Here is a 20416-nt window from a genome sequence, read left to right as displayed (position 1 = left end):
AGACACCACTCTAGTAGATTGCTCGCTCAGAGAATAGCACCTATTTTGGCGAAATTGGATCATAAATATACTCATAAATCGCTCTGGACTGAGTTCATCGGCTGGCTGGCGGTGGACATGACCCACCGACGTCACAGTCGTCGCGTCACTGCTCGTCGTCCGGACCGCACCAGAGACAGAGCTCCCCGATTTGAGTGAACCCAAGCTATCGTTGATCAGCCCGACGCTTCGCCCCGAGATCAGGTCTCTTCGATCCGTACCGTCGCACTGCCCTCAACTGCCTGGAGCGGTGTTACGTCATCGACCGTCGCCACGACGTTCACCGGGGCCGCTCCGCGTGGTTCGTCGTCGTGACTGGCCGGCGTCGGCCCCCAGAACAGACACACCGCGTTCCCCGCTGGCCAGTACGCGAGTGCGCCGACGGGGACCGCTGTCTGCGTCTTTTCGGGCGGGACATCGATGTCGGTGCGGAAGTACAGTTCGTCACCCCATCGGCTCGCAGCGCCTTCAAGTGGCAAGGCGTCCGCAATCGCCTGTCGAGTGGTCGGGTTCTTGTCGTTCCACGTCGCGGTTAATTCGTGGGAATCGACGTACACTCGAATGTCGGCCATATGAGCGTGATCGAACGGGTTCGGTATATGTGTACTGCAAAAGCCACTATCGAACAACAGAACCGGCCGCCCCGACCAATTTGAGGTCACTACCTAGAGTGTATCATTCAAGCAGCACCCGACGGTTGTACGGGAGGTTCGGACTAGTACGGCCCACCACGACCAAAGTACCACTTATATTAATATGATTGATATTTTATGTTAATTCGTATGCGACACCGATCTGTCTGTGATTGACAATTGAGTGATACACAATTTGAGCGCCTCTTACAGATATTTTGCGTCGAACTAGCTCGTTCCCATCTCCAAGTTGATGAACCTGTGATTCAGTTTGACGATGAACACTATTGGCTGTACGACGCCATGGACCCCGACTCGATCGGTGTACTCATACAGAGCTTGAACCCACAGGAACGAACGTAATCGCAGGTCAGTTTTCCACGGAGCTCCGCGAAAAACACGATGTAGATGACACGATTTTTTTCGTTGATGGTGCGGTTCCGCTTCATCGAGCCTGCCGTAAACACAGCCTCGATTTTAGATACGAACGACATGGAAATTGGAACCGCGTTAAATATGTCTTCTAAGAGGTAAAACAGCGAACCATCTGTTTCTCAAACTGTTTCAGTAACACCGATGCAGAAACTGCTGACGAGTGGCTGATATCGTTCCTTTCACATGGAATCAGCTTATCTGAACACTGTCTTTTGCAGGCGACCGCACTGACTACAGATCCACCCGTTCATCATAGCCACTCCCTGAGCACGGAACGCTGAGCACCGGTGTTCTGAGACTACCTAAACCGCGACCCCAGCTACTTGGGAAACAGGGTACCTCCCTATATAATCCGGGTAAAGCGCATCATTCTTTTAATTATTTTGTTGGTATGGGCGGTACGCGCCTATCGTCCGGGACGGCGGCACGTGGAGGCGTCGTAGTCGCTCTCGTTGCGGTGCTCCTACTTTCAACGGTGGCGGGCGTCGCGACGGCGCAGTCCATTCAGGGAGCCTCGGGTACCATTGTCGTCGAAAAAGCCCAGACAGTCTCCAGCGCCGACGCACTTGCGGGGAGCACCGTGGTTCGGGGAACCGTCACAGGTGATATCTTCGGCGCCGCCGGAGATGTCCGCATTGACGGCGTGGTCGGAGGCGACGTCAGTACCGGCGGCAGAAACATCCAAGTGACCGAGACCGTCACGATCGGCGGCGACGTCAATATCGGCGCGGGGTACGTCCGCATAGACGGCCGGATCGACGGTGATGTCCGTGTCGGCACTGAGACGGTCGTGCTTGGACCGAACGCAGGTGGCGGTGGCGAGTTCCGCTACGACGCCGTCCAGTTCACGCGAGATCCCGCGGCAACGGTCGCAGGTGGCGTCGTGGAGGATTCGGATCTCCGAGGTAACGTCGGGATATTCACGCTACTCAACTGGGTAACATGGGGATACGGGCTCCTCGCAAGTCTCTTGTTCGGAGCAATTTTACTCGCTCTTTTCCGGCTTTCTCGGCGAGGCTCACAGGGCGTATATCTAACGAGCCTGCGAAAACCGGCGGGGGTGGACTGCTGACGCTCGTCGGAGGTCCGGTTCTCTTGACGCTGGTCGCCATCACGATCATCGGTATTCCGCTCGCCGTTCTTGGCGCAATTGCGTTCGGATTCGCAATCTGGGCCGGAGTCGTCTACGGTCAGTACGCCGTTGGTGCGTGGTTTCTCCGATGGGCTGGACGGGACGATCGGTGGCTCGCGGTCGTGGTTGGCCTCGTCAGATTTGCCGTTGCGGGCGCGAACCCGATCTTGGGCGGGTTCCCTGTATTCGGTGCACTCCTGTTGGGACTGGATGCACTCGCCCCAGAGCTCCGAGACTCGTTCCAGACCCCGCGACGTTCGGGCCCCAGCGATCGACGGACGGCGCTCAACGAGTCGTTCGGCGGTTCATAGACCGGAGATTCTGCTGAACGGATGGCGAATGATCAGTGAGGACGATCGGACACCGGCTGTCGATTCCAAGGTTCAATACAATCGAGGGCGACGACGCACATCCCGTAGGGCGTCCGCAATTCGATGAGTACGCGGCGGTCTATGACGGAGCACTCGGAGTGCAGCTGTTAGTCCTCTATCCTCGGCGTCATTGACCTGCATTTATTGGTTTTACCAGTGGAGAATCAATGACACTTCGACGGACTCGGAGATATCGAGGACGTGCTGAACCAAACGGCACGCGGCCACACTCTTGTCGGTCGGGTGTACTACCGATCGAAATCCAGTCCGACATCGGCCTTGAGAGTGAACACCGTCGATTCGAGGGAGTGTTTCGAGACGGTAAGCATGCGAAGCATGTACGAACTGAGAAGGACGTACGGGGAGAGCGCGATGACGAACGCGAGGTTGACATAGAGGAGTCGCGATCGGATTCCCGGGAGCGTCGTCTGCGGGAAGAGACCGGTATCCATCGCGAGCAGAACGTACGACGTGAAGACGATAACCGGGAGCGAGAGGAGGAGGAGCGCGCTCGATAGGTTCCGGAGTTCCCGCTTGAAATACAGGGTCGTGAAGTACTCTCGGCCGGACGCGAGAATCGTGAGTATCCGGAGCAGTGTCGCGAGCGAGTCGTGATCCGATTCCGTGAGTACGTCCCCGTGGGCGGCTTTCAGGCGGCGGGTCACGTTGATGTGGTGGGCGTAGGGGTAATCGAGCGTGCTCAAAAGGAGGATCGACACCCGAGGGTCGCTTTGCCGGATGCGCCTCTCGATCTGGGACAGTCGTCTGTCGATATCGTCGGCGAAGGCAAGCAGATCCGCCCGCGCTCGCTGGTCGGTCGTCGAGCCATCGGCGGTCCGGAGCGATTTCGTTTCGGAATGGATCGCCTCGATAACGTACTGGAGGAACGGCTGTAGCCCGGCCGGACTGATGCCGTCCTCCACGAGCTCCTCCAGTTCGATCTGGAAGTCGATGGAGTCCTCGATACTGGCCAGTTTGACCTGGAGGGGAGCGAACTCCTGGGCGAGGGCCGCAGTATTGATCGAGAGAACGACCGAGACGAAGAGGATGATCCCGCCGAGCAGCGTGTTGAACAGGGTCTGGACCGCCCGCGTTTCGGTGACGAGCCGTTCCATCTCGAACTCCCAGACGGTTCCGACCGCTAGCAGTGCCAACAGGATGACGATCTCAGTGACGAGTGCGAGCACTCGCCGATCCCCGGACAGGAGCACCCATCGAACCGACCAAGTGAGCGGACTGTCGGGACCGCCCCCGGTAGGGTCGGAATTAGCTCCTGTATCGGCTGTCTCTGTAACCTGGTCGGAAATACTGTCTCAGCCCGATTGGCTCGACTGAGGCGGGGTGTGCTAATCACTATTCGGCTGCTAACGACGGTAAGATTCAGATACTGCGAGAACGACGGACGCGATTCGCCGACCATCGATCGTCTCTTCCCGTAGAGGTACGGGTAGAAGGCCGGTCCGCGCTCACGCTCGGAACCGACACGTACAGTTGATGCATACGAGCAAGCACCGGTCGATACGAGCCACGCTCAATTGGCGGAGTTGGCGTCTCGATTCGGGTCGAACAGGTCCGCTGGATCGTACTCGTCTTTCAACGCGATCAACCGTTCGTAAGCCGCCCCGAACGTGGTCTCCAGCGCGGCCTCACCTCCTTCGAAAAAGCCCGGAAAGTTCAGGTAGAACGACCCGTCGGAGAACTGCCGCGTGTCGGCGACGCAGTCACGGACCCACTCGACGTTAGCCTCGTCATTCGCGGAATCCTCCCAGTTCGCCTCGATCCCGAGGAGGAATGGCGCGTGTCGGCCCACGAACGCACTCTCTTCGGGGTCGATGTCCGTGATCGCACCACCCAACTCCCAGATGTCGACGGTCGAGAGCGGGGACGGTGCGGTCTCCGCCCAGTAGCAGATCCGGTCGATGGCGGACTCGGTGAGCCCATCGAGATAGAGCGATTTCCAGTAGTACCGCATCCCGTCTGGGTAATCCTCGTCGAAGGTTTGCTGGAACTCGGCGTAGGGCATCGTTCCGCTGAAATCGGCGATCGGGTCACCGAGTTCTCGTAACGGTGCGAGCGCCTCCTCGCCTTCCTCGGGAGGTCCCGCGTAGCACCCCAGAAAGCCGATCTTGAGTTCGTCGACCACGTCGCCGGGGAACAGCCCCTCGTCGGGCATCACGCCGGTAGACGAAAGCGTGGTGACCTCATCGGGCGCCGTCGCGACGTACTCGCGATACGCACGCAGACACTCGGCTGCCCGCTCCCCCGGATAGAGCACGAAACAGGTCGCCACCTCCGGTCCGACCGGGTGGAGTTCGAACTCGAAGCCCGTGACGACCCCGAGTCCGCCTCCGCCGCCACGAAGCCCCCAGAACAGCTCCTCGTTCTCGTCGACGGTGGCGGTGAGATACCGGCCGTCCGCAGTGACGATGTCTACCGACCGGAGGTTGTCACAGCTCAGGCCGTACTTGCACCGAAGGTGGCCGATGCCGCCGCCGAGGGTAAGCCCCCCGACGCCGGTCTTCGAGACGACGCCGCCGGGTGTCGCCAGGCCGAACGCCTGGGTTTCGTGGTCGACGTCGGCCCACGCGGCGCCGCCCTGGACCCACGCCGTCCGCTCTTCCGGATCGACCCGCACGCCCCGCATCTCCGAGAGGTCGATCACGAGCCCGTCGTCGCAAACGGCCGTTCCAGCGACGTTGTGACCGCCACCCCGGACGGCCACGTGTAGGTCGTTCTCGCGCGCGAACTCGACTGCACGGATAACGTCCGCCACGCCCCGACACCGTGCGATCAGCGTCGGATACTTGTCGATTATCCCGTTCCACACGGCGCGGGCGTCGTCGTAGTCGTCGTCGTCGGAGGGAATCACGTCCCCGTGTACGCCGGTTCGAAACCGCTCGATCCGTTCGTCGCCGATGGGTGATTGGGCCATACGTACTCGATAGGCTGCGGCGCTGTTAGCCTCATTTACTGACACGTATTCGGCGAGAGACGCGCTGTTTCAGCTCGTGAGATGCCTCTCACTTCCCGTACGCGACAACGTTACTACCCATGCTATCGTATATCAAGCTAGTGAGTCCCATGGAGTTCCACACTGACGAACGGTCGTCTGCTGACGGGCGTCCACCGCCCGGTTCGCCGACTCTAGAGGCCCTGCTCGAGAACGCGCGGAACCAACGGTACCTCGGACAGCGACTTGACGCCGCGGGCGACCGCGTCGACACGGACTCACTCGGCGACGTCGTGCGACACAGACCGGTTCTGGAGGCGCTCCGCACGGAACCGCTCGATCGCCGGGAGATCGAGGAGCGCCTCGAGGTCTCTCGGGCGACGAGTCACCGCTTCACGCGGTGGCTCGGCGAGCAGGGCTTCGTCGAGAAGGCCGACGGTCGGTTTCGGTTGACCGGGCGGGGCGAGGCAGTCGCCGACGAAGTACTCCGGTTCGAAGCGAACGTTCACACCGTCCACCGGCTCGCGCCGCTCTTAGACACAATCTGTGAGGACCATCAGGAGTTCGTCCTCGAACCGTTCGTGGACGCGACGGTGACGCTTGCAGAGCCGAACGATCCATATCGACCGGTCGAGCGGTTCATCTCGCTACTGAAAGAGTCGGAGACGTTCCGCGGGTTCAACACGACGCACATGGCACCGCTCGTTCTCGGCGGGTTCCACCACCAGATATTCGAGGAGACCGACACGGAGATCATCTACCTCCCCCACATCGTCGAGAAACTCTTCGAGACGTATCCGGAGCGCGCCCGCGAGGCGATCGATCGCGGCCACCTCGCCCTTCGGACGCGTGATGACCTGCCGTACGGTCTCGCTGTCTTCGACGAGCGCGTCGGGATCGGAGGCTACGACGAGACCACTGGACTCATGCAGGTGTTCGTCGATACGGACGCATCGATCGCGTACGAATGGGCCGAGCGGGTGTACGCCGCGGTCAGAGCGGATTCAGACCCACTTCATGAGCGGGACTCCTGACTGGTGAGACACGCTCGGAGAGGCGTGATGACGTTTGACTACTGTATCCGGTAGAGATGGAGATTGAAAGCTGGCCTCGGCACTCACGGCTCACGATCTATCCATCGTGAATCCGCTTAGCGGCTCTACCGAGTCCGCTCAGCCCATAATTGGGCATTCGTTGACGAGCTTCCAAGCCCGTTTTGACTGCGACACGGAGACGGTCTCGATTCACCGGTCTCGACTTGTACCAACATGCGTCTGAAGGCCTGAATAGTCGAAAGGTTTATATGTCCTGATGAATCATATAATCTGAATGATTGATAACGATAGTGATAAAAAACCGACGCAGATTAGCAGGCGGCGGATTCTCGCGGCAAGTGCCGGGGTTAGCACTATCGGGTTGGCAGGATGTGTCGATAGAGCGACAGGTCTGGTCGGTCAGTCGGCCGCGGCGAACGCAGTATCCAACAGGGACGCGTTCCCCGCAGCGTTGTTCGGGGGCGACTCCCGCCCGGACAGCACGCTGATCGAGACGGATCACAGATACCAAGAGTTCGAGATCGTCGTCTCCGGCGAGTACCAGGGAATCGAATCGTCGATCGAACTCTACGGCGACTACATCAATTCGCTGGTGAAAGCGGAGAACCACAACGCCTCTCGGGCGGACCGGATGGCGGAAATCCGTGCGTCTGACTCCAGCGGTGAGAACCAGAAGCGGGCACAGGCGCTGTACGACTATCTCGACGGCGAGGCGACGGTCGGTGAGCGGTTCGTCGTCACCTTCCCGGACGCGCGGCTCCGGGACAGCAACGAGGCGCTCGCCAGCCAGGTGACGCCGCCACGGCTACTGCGGTCGACGACCGGCGAGACGATCGGTCGCGCAGCGCAGGACGACGACGGTAACGTCTTCCGGTGGGAGTCGGCGGTACCGCGACTCTCGGCACGGATCAGCCACCCGTGGCCACCGCTCGGAACGACCGGCCCGTTCAATCCGAACGAGACGCTGCTCGCCGCCGGTGGAGATGGCGGGACTGACTCTCCGACCGTCAACGTCGGGCCATTGCTGGACCCCGCCCGAAACGACAACGAGCACGACGGGGTTTCGATCGCGAACGGTGCTGTCACCGGGTTCACGTGGGACGAGCGGGGGTCGTGGGGTGAGGAGACCCGTGTCGGTGCGGCCAGGCTCACGCCGATGCTCGTCGCGTCAGTGTCCGCCCAGCCCGAGGGCTGCCCGGAACCGATACCGGCACTACTCTTCGTCCAGCGCATCCGTCACGAGGGCCAGTGTATCTACGTCGGCGGCTGGACGATCAACGACAACGCTCTGTACCAGGACTCGGTGACGATACTGGCCGCCGAGACCGCGCCCGAAGTCGTCGCGGTAGCCCTCGAAGAGCCCGACGAGAACGACGGCGAGGATATCCGACGGGCTATCCTGTCGGAGTTGGACACCGAAAGGTGCGACGAGCGGTGCCGACTCGGCTCCGTGACTTACGACGGCGAAGTAGGCGAAGACGGGAACCTGAACGAGGCGGTCGAACAGTTCCTGCCGGCTGCCTACGGTGACGGGAAAAAACGCCGACTCCTCGCGGACGATGTCTGGGAGAGCGCCGGCGGTCGGGACAACCGGACGTCGGTACAGGGCATGGTCGTGCCACTCAATCCGCCGATCGTCCACGTGGACTATCCGGCGTCAGCCATCTGTCGACCCTGTGATACGTGGTACTGTTGGCTCCCCTGCCCCTCGACGAATCTGGTACCAGCGGTCAACAATATCAGCTCCCGCTGAGTGTCGATTCGTGAACACCCGTCGGTCGTCGCCTCCGGGGACAGCTCTCCGGAGCGGCTTCGAGCCGGCTCAGAAGTGGTTCCGATTTCTCAGCAACCCTGCCTCTAGACCAGTTTGAGCGAATAACGGAGTATACGGTAAATCGCCGAGTGTGTGTCAGCTGTAATTTGATTTCTAAAACGACAAGACAAATAATGATCCGATAGTTGTCGGCCTCGGCACTCATAGGGCTCGTCATCGCTGGTGCCGAGGCAGCTCGGAGCGGTGCATCGTCATCGGCCGGTCACTCCTATTCGCCTCGTCGCCTAAAAGGGTCCGGGCGGCCGGTCGTCGGGGCGACCGGCGACTTACTCCTCGTCGTGACTCGACCCCGCGTACCGGTTCCAGCGGTCGGTTCCGTTGGGGATTCGATCAGTGTCCGTCGCGTCGAACATCGCTGCGCACTGTGCGACCGCCTCCGCTGCGGTCGGGAGGTCCTCGCTGGAGTTCGACTCGTCGGGCGTCGATTCGATTCGATTCGCCTGGCGCGTGCTCGATCTCCCCGGACCGGCCGCCGGTTCCGGCTCCGAGCTTGCGTCAATCGTGTACTACGGGTGGCACACTCACCCCGATGTGCGCTTCCTTAATAATTGTTCATGTTGTTACCGGCTTTTGCGAGCGCGGCGAGGAGACAGTACCGCCTGCCAAGGGGCTACTCCGGCTCGATCCGAGACAGCCGCATCGCGTTACCCGTGACACCGAGGCTCATGCCCATGTCGCCGACGACGACGGCCATCGCGACGCTCACCAGCCCCAGCGGGACCCCGAGTGCGAGCAGGAACTTCACGCCGAGGCTCGCCCAGACGTTCTGTCGGATCACGCCGTTAGCGGTGTGCGAGAGCGCGTACAGGTACGGGAGTTTCCCGATGTCGTCTGCCATCAGCGCGATGTCGGCCGTCTCCAAGGCCGTGTCCGTCCCCGCCGCACCCATCGCCACTCCCACGTCCGCGGTCGCCAGCGCGGGCGCGTCGTTGATCCCGTCGCCGACCATCGCCACGTCGCCGTACGCGGCCTGCAGCGACTCGACCGCCTCGACCTTCTGCTCGGGGAGGAGCTCGGCGCGGTACTCGTCGACGCCGACTCGCTCGGCGATCGCCCGCGCGGTCCCCTCGTTGTCGCCGGTGAGCATCACGACGCGCTCGACGCCCAGTTCGCGCAGGCGCTCGACCGCCCGCCGCGCCCCGGGGCGCACTTCGTCCGCGATCGCGATGGCTCCCAACAGCTCGCGTTCCGTCCCCACGAGGACGACGGTCTTTCCGTCGCGCTCCAGCGCGGCGAGGACATCGGTGTGGCCTCCTGTCGCGTCAGTCTCGACCGGGTCGCGGTCGGTGTTCGTCACGATCCCCCCGTCGGTCGCCGCGTCGCCATCCGACTGTCCTCGGGGGAGGGCCACCCCGAGATCCTCGAACAGCGCTGGCTTACCCACGTAGTGCGTCTCGCCGCCGACGTCGGCGCGGACGCCCCTCCCGGTCAGGCTCTCGAATGCCGTCGGCTCTGGAAGATCACTCGCGTCCGGCTCGCTGCGTCCGACCGCATCGAAGCCGGACGCATCGACGCCGGAAGCGCTCGCTCGCTCGAGGATCGCCGCCGCGATCGGATGCTCGCTGCGGCGTTCGACGCCCGCGGCACGACGCAGGAGCGTCGCCTCGCTCGTCTCGCCGAACGGCACCACGTCCGTGACGGCGAGCTCGCCTTTCGTGAGCGTTCCCGTCTTGTCGAGGGCGACCGCGTCGACCTCGCCCATCGCTTCGAGGTGGGTGCCGCCCTTGATCAACACGCCGTTTCGCGCCGCGCTCGTGATCCCCGAGACGACGGACACCGGCGTGGAAATGACGAACGCGCAGGGACACGCGATGACCAGCAGCGTGAGCCCGCGCACGAACCAGACGCCCCACTCACCGACGAACGTGACTCCGTACCCCGCGACGGCGACCGATACCGGGTCGGCGATGACGAGCGGCGGAACGACCGCAGTCAGCACCGCGAGGACGACGACGATAGGCGTGTAGTACCCCGCGAAGCGATCGACGAATCGCTCGGTCTCCGTCTTCTCGGCCTGCGCTCCCTGCACGAGCTCGATGATCCGCGAGAGCGTCGAATCGTCGGCGGTCGCGGTCGCTTCGATTTCGAGGTACCCCTCCGCGTTGATCGCACCGGCGTACACCTCGTCGCCCGTCGCCTTGTCGATCGGGACGCTCTCGCCCGTGATGGGCGATTCGTCGACTGCACTCCCGCCCTTGGCGACCGTTCCGTCGAGCGGTATCTTCTCACCCGGGCGGACGACCACCGTCTCGCCGACCGCGACGTCATCGGCCGGAACGGTCACCTCCCCGTCCTCTCGACGAACGGTGGCCTCGTCCGGCGAGAGCTCCATCAGCTCGCGGAGCGAGTCGCGAGCGCGGTCCATCGCGTACTCCTCCAACAGCTCGGCGACGCTGAACAGCACCGCCAGCGTCGCGGCCTCGACGAAGTACCCGATCCCCGTCGCGGCGACGATAGCGGTCCCCATCAGCAGATCGATGTCGAGGCTCCGGGCCCGCGCCGAGTAGTAGCCGGCCCGGACGATCGGCACCCCGCTGGCCGCGACGGCGGCGAGGAACAGCGCGTCGGCGAGCGTGAGCGGAGCGCCGAGCACACTCGCGACGGGGACGTTCGACCCCGTCAGGACGAACTCGAAGAGGAGCCCGGCGGCGACGAAGACCGCTCCCACCCACGTCTTCTTCGCACGGGCGCTTCGCCACACCGCCGCGGGCGGGGCGACCGCCGGTCCGTCACCCGACCGATCGGTTCCCGCCTCTCGGTCTGACGCAGGTTCGGCCGCCGAGGTTTCCGCCGTGTTACCGTCGCGAACGTCGGTTTCCTGCCCGGATCGGTCGACGACCTCGTAGCCCGCGCTCTCGATCGCGGCGACGATATCGCCTTCCGTGGCGTCCCTCGGGTCGTACGTGATCACCGCGGTTCCGGTCGTCGGGTTGAGTGCGGCATCGACGACGCCGTCGACGCGCTCGAGGCGCTTGTCCACCTTCCCGGCACAGGACGGACAGTCCATTCCCGGCACTACGAGGCGGGCCGTCAGCGCTCGGGCCTCCCCGTCGCCGCCCTCCGGATCCGCGTCCGAATCGTCGCTCATTACCGGGAGCTAGCCGGCGTGACACGGTAAGCGTTTATTGGAATGTTCCAACACACAGCACGTGGGGCGATCGTCCGGTTCGGCTATCGGTCGTTGAGAGGGTGTCTACCCACCGCCGACCCCCCCACTTCGTCGTCGGCGAAGTGGGCTTCGATCACCTGCGCCTCGGCCCGCCGGAGGCGGTACGTGAGCGTCGACCGCGGGACGTCCAAGTGCTCGGCGAGTTCGCTGGCGTCGATCGCGCGAGGGGACTCGTAGTAGCCGTGCTCGACGGCGGCTCTGAGCGCGGCCTCCTGTTCCGGTTCCAGTCGGCCGCTGCGACCGCTGCCTTCGCCTCGTGAATCGTCCGGTACCGCAGGGGTGGTCCGAAGCAACTCCGTCCGGGCGGCGTCGCCGACGGCGGCCCGGACGTCGTCGAAGAAGGCGCTCACGTCGCCGACCCCCGAATGGATGAGCCGCCACGTGTAGTGACGCCCTTCGTGACGCGTCTCGAACAAGACGCCGTCGCCGAGGTGCTCGCGGGCGATGTGGGGGACGGACGCGCAGACGGGGGTCCGCTCCCAGTCGGTGTACAGCACCAGCGTGTCGTCGGTCCGATCGAGCACGCGGGTAGTCTGGGCGGCGCCGCAGTCGTCGGTCGCGAGGCAGTCCGCGTAGTAGTCCCCGTCGAGGAAGGCGGCCTCGACGTCGTCGAGCGCCGCTGGAGTTCCGATCGCGTGATCGACGCGCCAGAGTCGATCGGCGGTCACGTGCAGCGACAGCGACCGGACCCGGGAGTCGGGGTGCTCGGCGAGTGCGTCGGCCACCCGGTTTCGCCCGGGTTCGTACTCCAAGGCGAAGACGAGTTCGCGCATACCCGGTCGTACGGTCCCACGAGAGTTAACGTTGGCCGCCTCAGCGCACTGGCGTATTTTATATATCGAAATGTGATTTATAGAAGAGTTCTGCGTGGAAGATCGCCCACAAGAGATTCAACGCACCGGTACAGAAATGTCTCCCTTCAACGTCGGTTAAAGCGCTCTGTCCGGCTGTCCGGCCGTCTACAGGTCGCGCCAAGAGCGTTTCGGCTCCCACCCGAGCAGTTCCGCGGCCTTCGAGAGGTCGACGATCCCTTCCGTTCCGTCGAACTCCGCGCGGCGTTCGGCGGCGGGGTAGAACTCCTCGACGAGCTCGGCGGTGGGCGCGTCGGCGGTGGTGTCGCCGGCGACCGCCCAGAACGCCTCGTGACCGTCGAAGTCCGCTTCGGCCGCCTTGCGGGCGATCCGAGCCCCGTCTTCAATTGCGAGGTACGAGAACAGCACCTCTCTACCGGTCGCGGGGTGGACGTCGTGGAGCGCGCCGATCGACCGATCGGTGTCGACGAAGTACTCCTGCATCTCCTCGTCGCTAGTCACCCACGGGTACCGCAGGGAGGCGATCGTCAGGTCGGAGGAGGGTCGCCGTCCGAAGCCGTCGGCGGTCACCTCCATCGCGTGTTTCGCGATGCCGTACGGGTCGTCCGGCGTCCGCGGATGGTCCTCGTTCATCGGGAGGTAGTCGATTTCGGCCGGGCGTTCTTGGTGTTCGCTGCCCAGCGCGTTGATGCTGGAGGGGAGCACGACGGAGTCCAACCCGAGCGAGTCGGCCGCTTCGAGCACGTGTACGGCCGACATCACGTTGCTCTCGTAGGTCCGAAAATCGGGCGTCCGGTAGGGGTTCGGGATCGTTCCCATGTGGATCACGGCGTCGGCGCCCGTCTTCGCGAGCGCGCCGTACGTCTCCCCCGCGTCGAGCAGGTCCGTCGTGACGTACGTGTCAGAGGTCTCCTCACGGCGTTTCCCCCGAGAGACGTTCGCGGTCTCGTAGCCGTGGTCGGAGAGGTGCTCGAGGATCGCTTCGCCGATCTTCCCGTTGCCGCCCGTGACGGCGATCGTGGTGAGTGTCATGGTGCAGGTGTCTCTCCGGAATCGCTCACTCCAACAGTCCCTTGATGTAACCGATCGCGAACAGCCGACCCATGTCGGTGTAGCCGGCCATCGCGTCGTCGCGATCCTGCTCGCCGACCATCCGCGGGACGTGGTCCGGGCGGATCGGGCCGTCGAAGCCGACCTCCTGATACGCCTCGATGGCCGCCTTCATGTCAGTCGGCCCCTCGTCGTGCCACGTCTCCACGAAGTTCCGCTCGTCGCCCTCGACGTCGCGGAAGTGGACGAAGTGGATCCGGTCGCCGAACTCGCGGATCGCTTCGACGGTGTCGCCCGCCATCGCCGAGAAGTTCCCCTGACAGAACGTGACGCCGTGGCGCTCGCTGTCGTGGAGGTCCAGGATTCGGCGGTAGTCCTCGACCGACTGGACGATCCGCGGCACGCCCCGAACGGGCGAGGTCGGTGGGTCGTCGGGATGTAAGGCGAGGTCCACGCCGTACTCTTCGGCGACGGGAACGATCTCGTCGAGGAAGTACTGGAGGTTCTCCCACAGTTCCGCCTCAGTGATTCCGGCGGCCTCGTGGTCGGGCGCGCGTTCCGTCCACTCGTGGTCGTAGCCGATGCGCTGGGAGCCGCCGCGTCCGGGGAGCGAGTCGGAGGTCCGGATGACGCCGAGGGGGTTCTCGGTCCACACCCAACAGTAGGTGTCGATACCGAGTCGACCCATGTTCTCGATCAGCGTTTTGACCGCCTCGATCTCCGCGTCACGGCCCTCCATTCCGAGAACCGTCTGCTCCATCGGCGGGCGGTCCTCGACGACGTCGAGCGAAAAGCCGTGGTCCGAAAACCGGGTGACGGTCCGCTGGAGGGTGTCGTACTCCCACCAGTCGTCGACCCCCCAGAACCGGACGACCGCGGTGTCTAAGCCCAGCTGTTTAGCGATCGTCCACCGGCGGTCCGGCCGCGGCGGCAGCATTACCGTCGGGTCCATCTCAGTGTCGTTCGTGCTCATGTGTATCGTGGTGTCGCGGTGTGGGTAGACGGCTTCGATCCACGGTCAGCCAGTCGGCGACGAGGGCCGTCCATCACTCTCCCCCGCGCAACCGTGCGGATCGATACGATTCGTACTCCGCACCGAGGGGGTGGTAGTCCGGTTCGACGCCCGGCGGGTCCGGCGCGACGAGTCCACCGCCCGCCTCGGGGGCGAGTCGCTTCTCGTACCAAACGCCGGCTGGCCCGCGATAGAGGTCGGTACAGACCGCGAGGCGCCGGTTCCATCCGTCGAGGCGCTCCGCGTCGCCGTCATCGCCGCGAGCGGCCGCGCGTTCCGCAAGCGCCGCGGACGCGCCGATCGCCTCCGCGAGCGCCCAGCCGTACCGGTCGCCGACGATCGGCGACCCGCCCGCCTCGTGCGTGTAGACGAAGCCGTTCTCCGTCCAGCCGTGCTCGACCGCGGCGTCGAACAGCTCGGCTCCGCGCTCGTACCAGCCGCCTCCTTTCTCTCTCCCTCCCCGCTTCTCGCTTACGGGCGGAGCCGCCTCGTACCGGTCCAACAGCGCGAGGAACTTCGCCCACTCGGCGTGGTGGCCAGGCTGGTACCCCGGCGGTCGGAACTGGTGGCGGGGCTCGTCCCCGTTGTACGCGAAGTCGTGGTCCCACGCGTCCGTGTAGTGTTCCCACAGGAGCCCGTCGGTCTCGGCGGCGAGCTCGACCGTGATCGTCTCGGCGACGTGTCGCGCGCGGTCGAGGTACTCGCTCCGCTCGGTCGCCTCGTACGCGGCGAGGTACGCCTCACAGGCGTGCATGTTCGCGTTCTGGCCGCGGTAGGGCTCCCGCTCGGTCCAGTCCGGGTCGCAGTCGCTCCGGAGCAGCCCGTGATCGTCGCGGAATCGCTCCCCGATCAGTTGGTGCGTCGCCTCGAGGTCGGCGGCGGCCCCGTCGAGCCCGGCGTCAGCCGCGCGGGCGAACGCGAGGAGGACGAACGCGTGGCCGTACGCCGACCGCGTCCGGTCGACCGGGTCGCCCTCGGCGTCGACGACGAGGTGATAGCCGCCGCCGTCGGCGCGGTGCGCCTCCCGGAGGAACCGGAGCCCGTGTTCGGCGGCGTCGCGACACCAGTCCGGGCCGTCGGCGAGCGCGCCGACCGCGAAGTTCGCGATCGATCGGCAGGTCGCGACGAGGTGTCGCCGGTCGCCGGTGTAGTGGTCCCCGGATCGAGGGTGCAACAGGCGGTAGCCGCGGTCGGCGAGCACGTCCGGGTACTGCACGCGGAGCGTCGCGAGGACCCCCCCTCTGGCGGCTTCCGCGCGGTCTCGCATCGCGTCGGCGTCGCCCGCTTCCGTCTCGTTGTGGTTCGATGTCATGGTGGTGGTGATGGTGGCGTGCTGGTGGCTCGTCTCGGTGCGGTCCCTCTTGAGTTAGGTGAAGGGACGCTTGAGTTGATCGATGACCGGCGGATAGTCGCAACGGGCGACTGGTGCGTGTAAAGTGGCTGTTAGCCGACCGGTAGCGCACCGCCGTCCTTGCGAATCGATCACGTCGAGGCGGTAGAGCCCAATCGAGAGCGGGCTTCGATTACGTCACCGCTCACTCATGTTCACCGCACCCCGGTAAGTGGCCCTGAAAAAGCGTAACTCAGACGATCCCATTCGGTTCCCGAACGCACCGGTTATCACCCGTTTCCCGCGTTATCGGTTGCTTCCTGCGCTCAGTATCGGATCGTGAGTGTGGTCGTTTGAACAGAACACCAACTTCGGTTACTCGGAAACCGGAAACACCGTGAGATCGCTCGCTGCGGCGGTAACGGCCGCGCGATCCGTCTCGCATAGCCCGCCGCGATTTCGCTCGACGGTCACCACTTGATCGGAGTCGACCTCGACACGAACGTCGTCGCGACGGCCCACGTCGCGTACGTGCGTCACCGTTCCTCACATCTCGGTCGTACCGTTCTGTCGTCAGACGGCTTTATACCGACTGACGCGTCCGATTGATCGGACAGGGGTAAGTGGACGTACTACTCGATCGCGGATAGCGCGAGTCTCCAGCTGCTCGATCTTCCAGAGACACCGGACAGGGATCGACGATTCCACCGGGTACTGAGACGGCGCGGCTCTGTTTATAATGACCGCGAGCCGTCAAGCGCGACGAGGACGGCGCTCGCGCGCGGCGTCGCACGGTACATCCGCCACTTCCCGTCTTTCCGGCGCGTGACGAGGCCAGCGTCGGCGAGCTTCGAGAGTGCGTGGCTGATCGCGCTGTCGCTCACGTCCAGCAGCGGCGAGAGCTCGCAGACGCACAGTTCGTCGTCGTCGGCCGCGTGGAGCATCCGAACGATCTCGTATCGCGTCTCGTTGCCCAGCGCCGACAGCAGTTCGACGTCGGTCTCCAAGTCTGACCCGCCAGCGGCCTCATTTAAGGCTTCCAGCTCCGCTATTCGCTCGGATAGGTCCTCATCGGTACAGGAGCCGCACTCGTCGGTGACATACCGTCGCAGGCGATCGGTCGATGACATACGAAACAGTTGAACTGATATGCGATTAAGCGTTGTGGACCAGCGGATACAGAGCATCTGAACGCGCGAATATGATTCAGTATATATTCATCTAATTGCGACTCAACACGGGACCTCTCAGTAGCGATCTCAGATGTTGAGTTAATATATATCGACTCAGTCGGCACTTTTATGCTAATATTCGGTACGCCGACGGTGAACACTCCAGTCGAAGGATTTATTAGTAAATGAGAGTTTGTTCAATTGAATTGGTCACTATCGGGGTGTCGATGACACACTCCGTGATGATCGATGGCTCAGACGATTGACGACGATCCAACTCCACACGATGACCGAACTCACACTCTACGAAGAAGCGATGTGTTGCTCTACCGGCGTCTGCGGCCCCGACCCCGACGACGAACTCGTCGAGGTCAGCGCGGCGCTCGACCAGCTCGAAGACGCGTTCGACGACCTCGACGTCAGCCGGGCGAACATGCAACACAACATCGACCAGTTCCTCGAAACACAGCGGATCTACGACCGCGTCCAGGAGAACGGCCCGTCGATCCTCCCGATCACGGTCGTCGACGACGAGATTGTCGCTGAAGGGGAGTACCTCTCGTACGACGAACTGACCGCGGCCGTCGACGGAACCACCACGCCGCAGGAGGCCTAACGAATGTCACAGACGGAGCAGCCGACGGCGACGAGCGCGCGTGAGGTAGTCGAACCGAGCGGCGACGACACCGAGTTCGTCTTCTTCAGTGGAAAGGGCGGCGTCGGCAAGAGCACGGTGAGCTGTGCGACCGCGACGTGGCTCGCCGACAACGACTACGAGACGCTTCTGGTGACCACCGACCCCGCCCCGAACCTCTCGGACATCTTCGGCCAAGACATCGGCCACGAGGTCACCGCGATCGACGGGGTCGACAACCTCTCCGCGATCGAGATCGACCCCGATACCGCCGCCGAGGAGTACCGACAGGAGACGATCGAACCGATGCGTGAACTGCTCGGCGACGAGGCGATCGAGACCGTCGAAGAGCAGCTCAACAGCCCCTGCGTCGAGGAGATCGCCGCCTTCGACAACTTCGTCGACTTCATGGACAGCCCCGAGTACGACGTCGTCGTCTTCGACACGGCGCCGACGGGTCACACCATCCGGCTGATGGAGCTCCCCTCAGACTGGAACGCCGAACTCGAGAAGGGCGGCTCGACATGTATCGGGCCGGCGGCCTCGATGGAGGACAAGAAGGTCCAATACGAGCGCGCCATCGACACGCTCCAAGACGACGAGCGCACATCGTTCGCGTTCGTCGGGAAGCCAGAGGACTCCTCGATCGACGAGATCGAACGCAGTGCCTCGGACCTCGCCGAGCTCGGGATCGAATCGCAGCTGCTGATACTCAACGGGTATCTCCCGGAGTCGGTGTGTGAGGACCCCTTCTTCGAGGGGAAACGCGCCGACGAACAGGCCGTCATCGAGCGCGCCCGCGAGGAGTTCGACGCGGACGCGATGGCGACGTATCCGCTCCAGCCCGGCGAGATCGCCGGGCTCGATCTGCTCGCGGACGTGGGCGACGTTCTCTACGACGACGCGGAGGCGACCGTCGATGTCGGGGCGGCGACGGACGTGGACGCCGACGACACGGTCGACTTCGGCGCGATGACGGACCCCGAGGCGGTCGCCGATCAGCTCTCCCCGGTCGACGGCGAGACGCGCTACCTCTTTTTCACCGGGAAGGGGGGCGTCGGCAAGAGCACGGTCGCGTCGACGGCGGCGACGACGCTCGCCGAGGCGGGCCACGAGACGCTCGTCGTCACCACGGATCCGGCCGCACACTTGGAGGATATCTTCGGCGAGCCCGTGGGGCACGAACCGACCTCGGTGGGTCAGGACAACCTCGACGCCGCGCGGATCGACCAAGAGGAGGCGCTCGCCGAGTACCGCGATCAGGTCCTCGACCACGTCACCGAGATGTACGAGGACAAAGCGGAGACGGGGATCGACGTCGACGCCGCGATCGCGAACGTCGAGGAGGAGTTGGAGTCGCCGTGCGCCGAGGAGATGGCCGCCTTAGAGAAGTTCGTGAGCTACTTCCAGGAAGACGGGTACGACGTCGTCGTCTTCGACACGGCGCCGACCGGCCACACGCTCCGACTGCTCGAACTCCCCTCGGACTGGAAGGGGTTCATGGACCTCGGCTCGCTGACGAAGGGCGCTGCGCCCGCGAAAGGCGACCAGTACGACGAGGTCATCGAGACGATGAAAGACCCCGACCAGAGCACCTTCGCGTTCGTGATGTCTCCCGAGTACACGCCCATGATGGAGGCGTATCGGGCCGCCGCCGACCTCGAAGACCAGGTCGGAATCGAGACCTCGCTGGTCGTCGCCAACTACCTGCTTCCCGAGGAGTACGGTAACAACGCCTTCTTCGCGAATCGGCGAGCACAGCAGGCGCGGTACTTAGCGGAGATCGGCGATCGGTTCGACGCGCCGCTCATGTTAGCGCCGCTCCGTCGGGACGAACCGATCGGACTCGACGAACTGCGTGCCTTCGGGGAGGGGATCGCCGGATTGGCGGACATCGCCGAGTCAGACGCGCCGGAGGTGACGCCCTCGTGAGCGACGCGCAGGACACGGACGATGTGACCGGGAGCGTCACAGACGCATCCGCCGAGGCGGACGTAGAGGCGAACGTCGAAGCGACGCTCCGCGAGTTCCTCGACGCCCTCAGTGAATCGGAAACGTACCGGCGGTTCGTCGCGGCCGATCAGGCGTTACAGGACGACGCCGACGCGATGGCGCTGCTGCGGGAATACCAGCGGAAACAACAGCAGATGCAGCGCGGTGGCTTCGACGAGTCGGTGATGGCCGAGCTGAAACAACTCCAGACCGAGATGTCGAACGACGAGACGATCCGGCGCCAGCAGTCCGCACAGAGCGATCTGATCGATCTCTTCCAACGGACGAACGACGCCATTAGCGACGAGATCGGCGAGGAGTTCGCGCGGTCAGTCGGAGGTGGGTGCTGTTGAGCGCCGCCGATCAGGACGCCGTCGAAGACGGGTCTACCGACGAAGCGGTCGTCGCGGCCGCCGAAGCGCTCGGCGAAGCGCTCGCGGAGGCGAAAGAGTCGTCGTCGGAGTTCGCGTTCACCACGATGGTGGTGCAGTGTAACGAGGCGATACGCGAGGAGACGGGGATCGACTACGGCAGCGCGTGCGGCGCCGACGATTGCTGTTGATCGGATTCGATACCGAGAGACACGCAACCGGGCTCCGAACGGGCGTCGGACCGCCATCCGCTGAGCCCCCTCCAACGGCGTACGCCCGCTTCGTGGGCGTCGTCTCGAGAGACGTTCGTCGAGCACGCGACGACGCGGAGCGGCCCGTCGAGTGTCATCACCCCGAACACGTTCGGGCGAATTCCTCGGGGGTGAAAACGCGCGAAACCGGGTTCGGAGGGGGTGACGTACGGAG

17 protein-coding genes and 1 pseudogene are annotated in these 20416 nt (G+C 63.9%); 9 read left to right on the top strand and 9 right to left on the bottom strand.

Features of this window, described 5'->3' with window-relative positions; translation table 11 throughout:
- Positions 1-239 precede the first annotated feature (239 nt).
- Positions 240-611: a cyclophilin-like fold protein gene (locus ACNSN4_RS13805; RefSeq protein ID WP_418286423.1), complete on the bottom strand. Its 372-nt coding sequence runs from the start codon at positions 609-611 to the stop codon at positions 240-242.
- A gap of 297 nt (positions 612-908) precedes the next feature.
- Between ACNSN4_RS13805 and ACNSN4_RS13800 the strand changes: the two are divergent.
- The 3 genes and pseudogenes from ACNSN4_RS13800 to ACNSN4_RS13790 all read left to right on the top strand — a co-directional run.
- Positions 909-1308: pseudogene (locus ACNSN4_RS13800) on the top strand (transposase domain-containing protein); the annotation flags it as partial.
- 189 nt (positions 1309-1497) lie between these two features.
- Positions 1498-2178 (top strand): bactofilin family protein, encoded by a 681-nt coding sequence (locus ACNSN4_RS13795; RefSeq protein WP_418286422.1) that lies wholly within the window; start codon positions 1498-1500, stop codon positions 2176-2178.
- The gene (locus tag ACNSN4_RS13790) at positions 2136-2549 is read left to right on the top strand and encodes a hypothetical protein (protein ID WP_496923294.1); all 414 of its coding nucleotides are present in this window, start codon (positions 2136-2138) and stop codon (positions 2547-2549) included. Before ACNSN4_RS13795 ends, ACNSN4_RS13790 begins: the two co-directional genes overlap by 43 nt.
- 308 nt (positions 2550-2857) lie before the next feature.
- Here the strand turns inward: ACNSN4_RS13790 and ACNSN4_RS13785 are convergent, their stop codons facing one another.
- Together ACNSN4_RS13785 and ACNSN4_RS13780 are read right to left on the bottom strand one after the other, a co-directional pair.
- Complete coding sequence (locus ACNSN4_RS13785) at positions 2858-3820, bottom strand: DUF7972 family membrane protein (protein ID WP_496923293.1); 963 nt, start codon at positions 3818-3820, stop codon at positions 2858-2860.
- 320 nt (positions 3821-4140) lie between these two features.
- The gene (locus ACNSN4_RS13780) at positions 4141-5541 is read right to left on the bottom strand and encodes an FAD-binding oxidoreductase (protein WP_418286419.1); all 1401 of its coding nucleotides are present in this window, start codon (positions 5539-5541) and stop codon (positions 4141-4143) included.
- A gap of 149 nt (positions 5542-5690) precedes the next feature.
- Between ACNSN4_RS13780 and ACNSN4_RS13775 the strand changes: the two genes are divergently transcribed.
- Both ACNSN4_RS13775 and ACNSN4_RS13770 read left to right on the top strand, forming a co-directional pair.
- A complete protein-coding gene (locus ACNSN4_RS13775) occupies positions 5691-6593 on the top strand; it encodes a helix-turn-helix transcriptional regulator (RefSeq protein ID WP_418286417.1) in 903 nt (300 codons plus the stop codon).
- A gap of 472 nt (positions 6594-7065) precedes the next feature.
- Positions 7066-8367, top strand: coding sequence for a hypothetical protein (locus ACNSN4_RS13770; protein ID WP_418286416.1), 1302 nt, complete (start codon positions 7066-7068; stop codon positions 8365-8367).
- Positions 8368-9058: 691 nt separating this feature from the next.
- On the opposite strand, the gene ACNSN4_RS13765 is transcribed toward ACNSN4_RS13770, so the two are convergent.
- From ACNSN4_RS13765 to ACNSN4_RS13740, 6 genes are all read right to left on the bottom strand, one after another.
- Positions 9059-11536, bottom strand: coding sequence for a heavy metal translocating P-type ATPase (locus ACNSN4_RS13765; RefSeq protein ID WP_418286415.1), 2478 nt, complete (start codon positions 11534-11536; stop codon positions 9059-9061).
- Positions 11537-11619: 83 nt separating this feature from the next.
- On the bottom strand, positions 11620-12390 hold the full coding sequence (locus tag ACNSN4_RS13760) for a helix-turn-helix domain-containing protein (protein WP_418286414.1): 771 nt from the start codon (positions 12388-12390) through the stop codon (positions 11620-11622).
- A 186-nt stretch (positions 12391-12576) separates the two neighbouring features.
- Entirely contained in the window at positions 12577-13461 is an 885-nt protein-coding gene (locus ACNSN4_RS13755) for an NAD-dependent epimerase/dehydratase family protein (RefSeq protein WP_418286413.1), read from the bottom strand.
- A 25-nt stretch (positions 13462-13486) separates the two neighbouring features.
- Positions 13487-14431 (bottom strand): mannonate dehydratase, encoded by a 945-nt coding sequence (locus tag ACNSN4_RS13750; RefSeq protein WP_418286835.1) that lies wholly within the window; start codon positions 14429-14431, stop codon positions 13487-13489.
- A gap of 94 nt (positions 14432-14525) precedes the next feature.
- Positions 14526-15803, bottom strand: coding sequence for an AGE family epimerase/isomerase (locus tag ACNSN4_RS13745; protein ID WP_418286412.1), 1278 nt, complete (start codon positions 15801-15803; stop codon positions 14526-14528).
- 752 nt (positions 15804-16555) lie between these two features.
- Entirely contained in the window at positions 16556-16951 is a 396-nt protein-coding gene (locus tag ACNSN4_RS13740) for an ArsR/SmtB family transcription factor (RefSeq protein WP_418286411.1), read from the bottom strand.
- 328 nt (positions 16952-17279) lie between these two features.
- On the opposite strand from ACNSN4_RS13740, the gene arsD reads away from it, so the two are divergent.
- Genes arsD through hcsS form a run of 4 tightly spaced genes read left to right on the top strand, consistent with a single transcriptional unit; the run spans position 17280 to position 20181 of the window.
- Positions 17280-17609: an arsenite efflux transporter metallochaperone ArsD gene (gene arsD, locus ACNSN4_RS13735; protein WP_418286410.1), complete on the top strand. Its 330-nt coding sequence runs from the start codon at positions 17280-17282 to the stop codon at positions 17607-17609.
- 3 nt (positions 17610-17612) lie between these two features.
- Positions 17613-19559: an arsenical pump-driving ATPase gene (gene arsA, locus ACNSN4_RS13730; protein ID WP_418286409.1), complete on the top strand. Its 1947-nt coding sequence runs from the start codon at positions 17613-17615 to the stop codon at positions 19557-19559.
- Entirely contained in the window at positions 19556-19972 is a 417-nt protein-coding gene (hcsL, locus tag ACNSN4_RS13725; protein WP_418286408.1) for a halo-CC-star protein HcsL, read from the top strand. Before arsA ends, hcsL begins: the two co-directional genes overlap by 4 nt.
- Positions 19963-20181 (top strand): halo-CC-star protein HcsS, encoded by a 219-nt coding sequence (gene hcsS, locus ACNSN4_RS13720; protein ID WP_418286407.1) that lies wholly within the window; start codon positions 19963-19965, stop codon positions 20179-20181. The genes hcsL and hcsS overlap by 10 nt, the downstream gene beginning before the upstream one ends.
- The last annotated feature ends 235 nt before the right edge of the window (positions 20182-20416 follow it).

The organism is Halorubrum marinum (assembly GCF_048381195.1).
Lineage (GTDB): Archaea > Halobacteriota > Halobacteria > Halobacteriales > Haloferacaceae > Halorubrum.
This window is presented reverse-complemented; position numbering and strand designations above follow the sequence as displayed.

Excerpts from the sequence above, each read along its gene's own strand:
- ACNSN4_RS13745 (WP_418286412.1), bottom strand. The coding sequence starts at position 15,803 with ATGACATCGAACCACAACGAGACGGAAGCGGGCGACGCCGACGCGATG.
- ACNSN4_RS13760 (WP_418286414.1), bottom strand. The coding sequence starts at position 12,390 with ATGCGCGAACTCGTCTTCGCCTTGGAGTACGAACCCGGGCGAAACCGG.
- arsD (WP_418286410.1), top strand. The coding sequence starts at position 17,280 with ATGACCGAACTCACACTCTACGAAGAAGCGATGTGTTGCTCTACCGGC.
- ACNSN4_RS13780 (WP_418286419.1), bottom strand. The coding sequence starts at position 5,541 with ATGGCCCAATCACCCATCGGCGACGAACGGATCGAGCGGTTTCGAACC.
- arsA (WP_418286409.1), top strand. The coding sequence starts at position 17,613 with ATGTCACAGACGGAGCAGCCGACGGCGACGAGCGCGCGTGAGGTAGTC.
- ACNSN4_RS13805 (WP_418286423.1), bottom strand. The coding sequence starts at position 611 with ATGGCCGACATTCGAGTGTACGTCGATTCCCACGAATTAACCGCGACG.
- ACNSN4_RS13765 (WP_418286415.1), bottom strand. The coding sequence starts at position 11,536 with ATGAGCGACGATTCGGACGCGGATCCGGAGGGCGGCGACGGGGAGGCC.
- ACNSN4_RS13750 (WP_418286835.1), bottom strand. The coding sequence starts at position 14,431 with ATGGACCCGACGGTAATGCTGCCGCCGCGGCCGGACCGCCGGTGGACG.
- ACNSN4_RS13755 (WP_418286413.1), bottom strand. The coding sequence starts at position 13,461 with ATGACACTCACCACGATCGCCGTCACGGGCGGCAACGGGAAGATCGGC.
- ACNSN4_RS13795 (WP_418286422.1), top strand. The coding sequence starts at position 1,498 with ATGGGCGGTACGCGCCTATCGTCCGGGACGGCGGCACGTGGAGGCGTC.
- ACNSN4_RS13740 (WP_418286411.1), bottom strand. The coding sequence starts at position 16,951 with ATGTCATCGACCGATCGCCTGCGACGGTATGTCACCGACGAGTGCGGC.
- ACNSN4_RS13775 (WP_418286417.1), top strand. The coding sequence starts at position 5,691 with ATGGAGTTCCACACTGACGAACGGTCGTCTGCTGACGGGCGTCCACCG.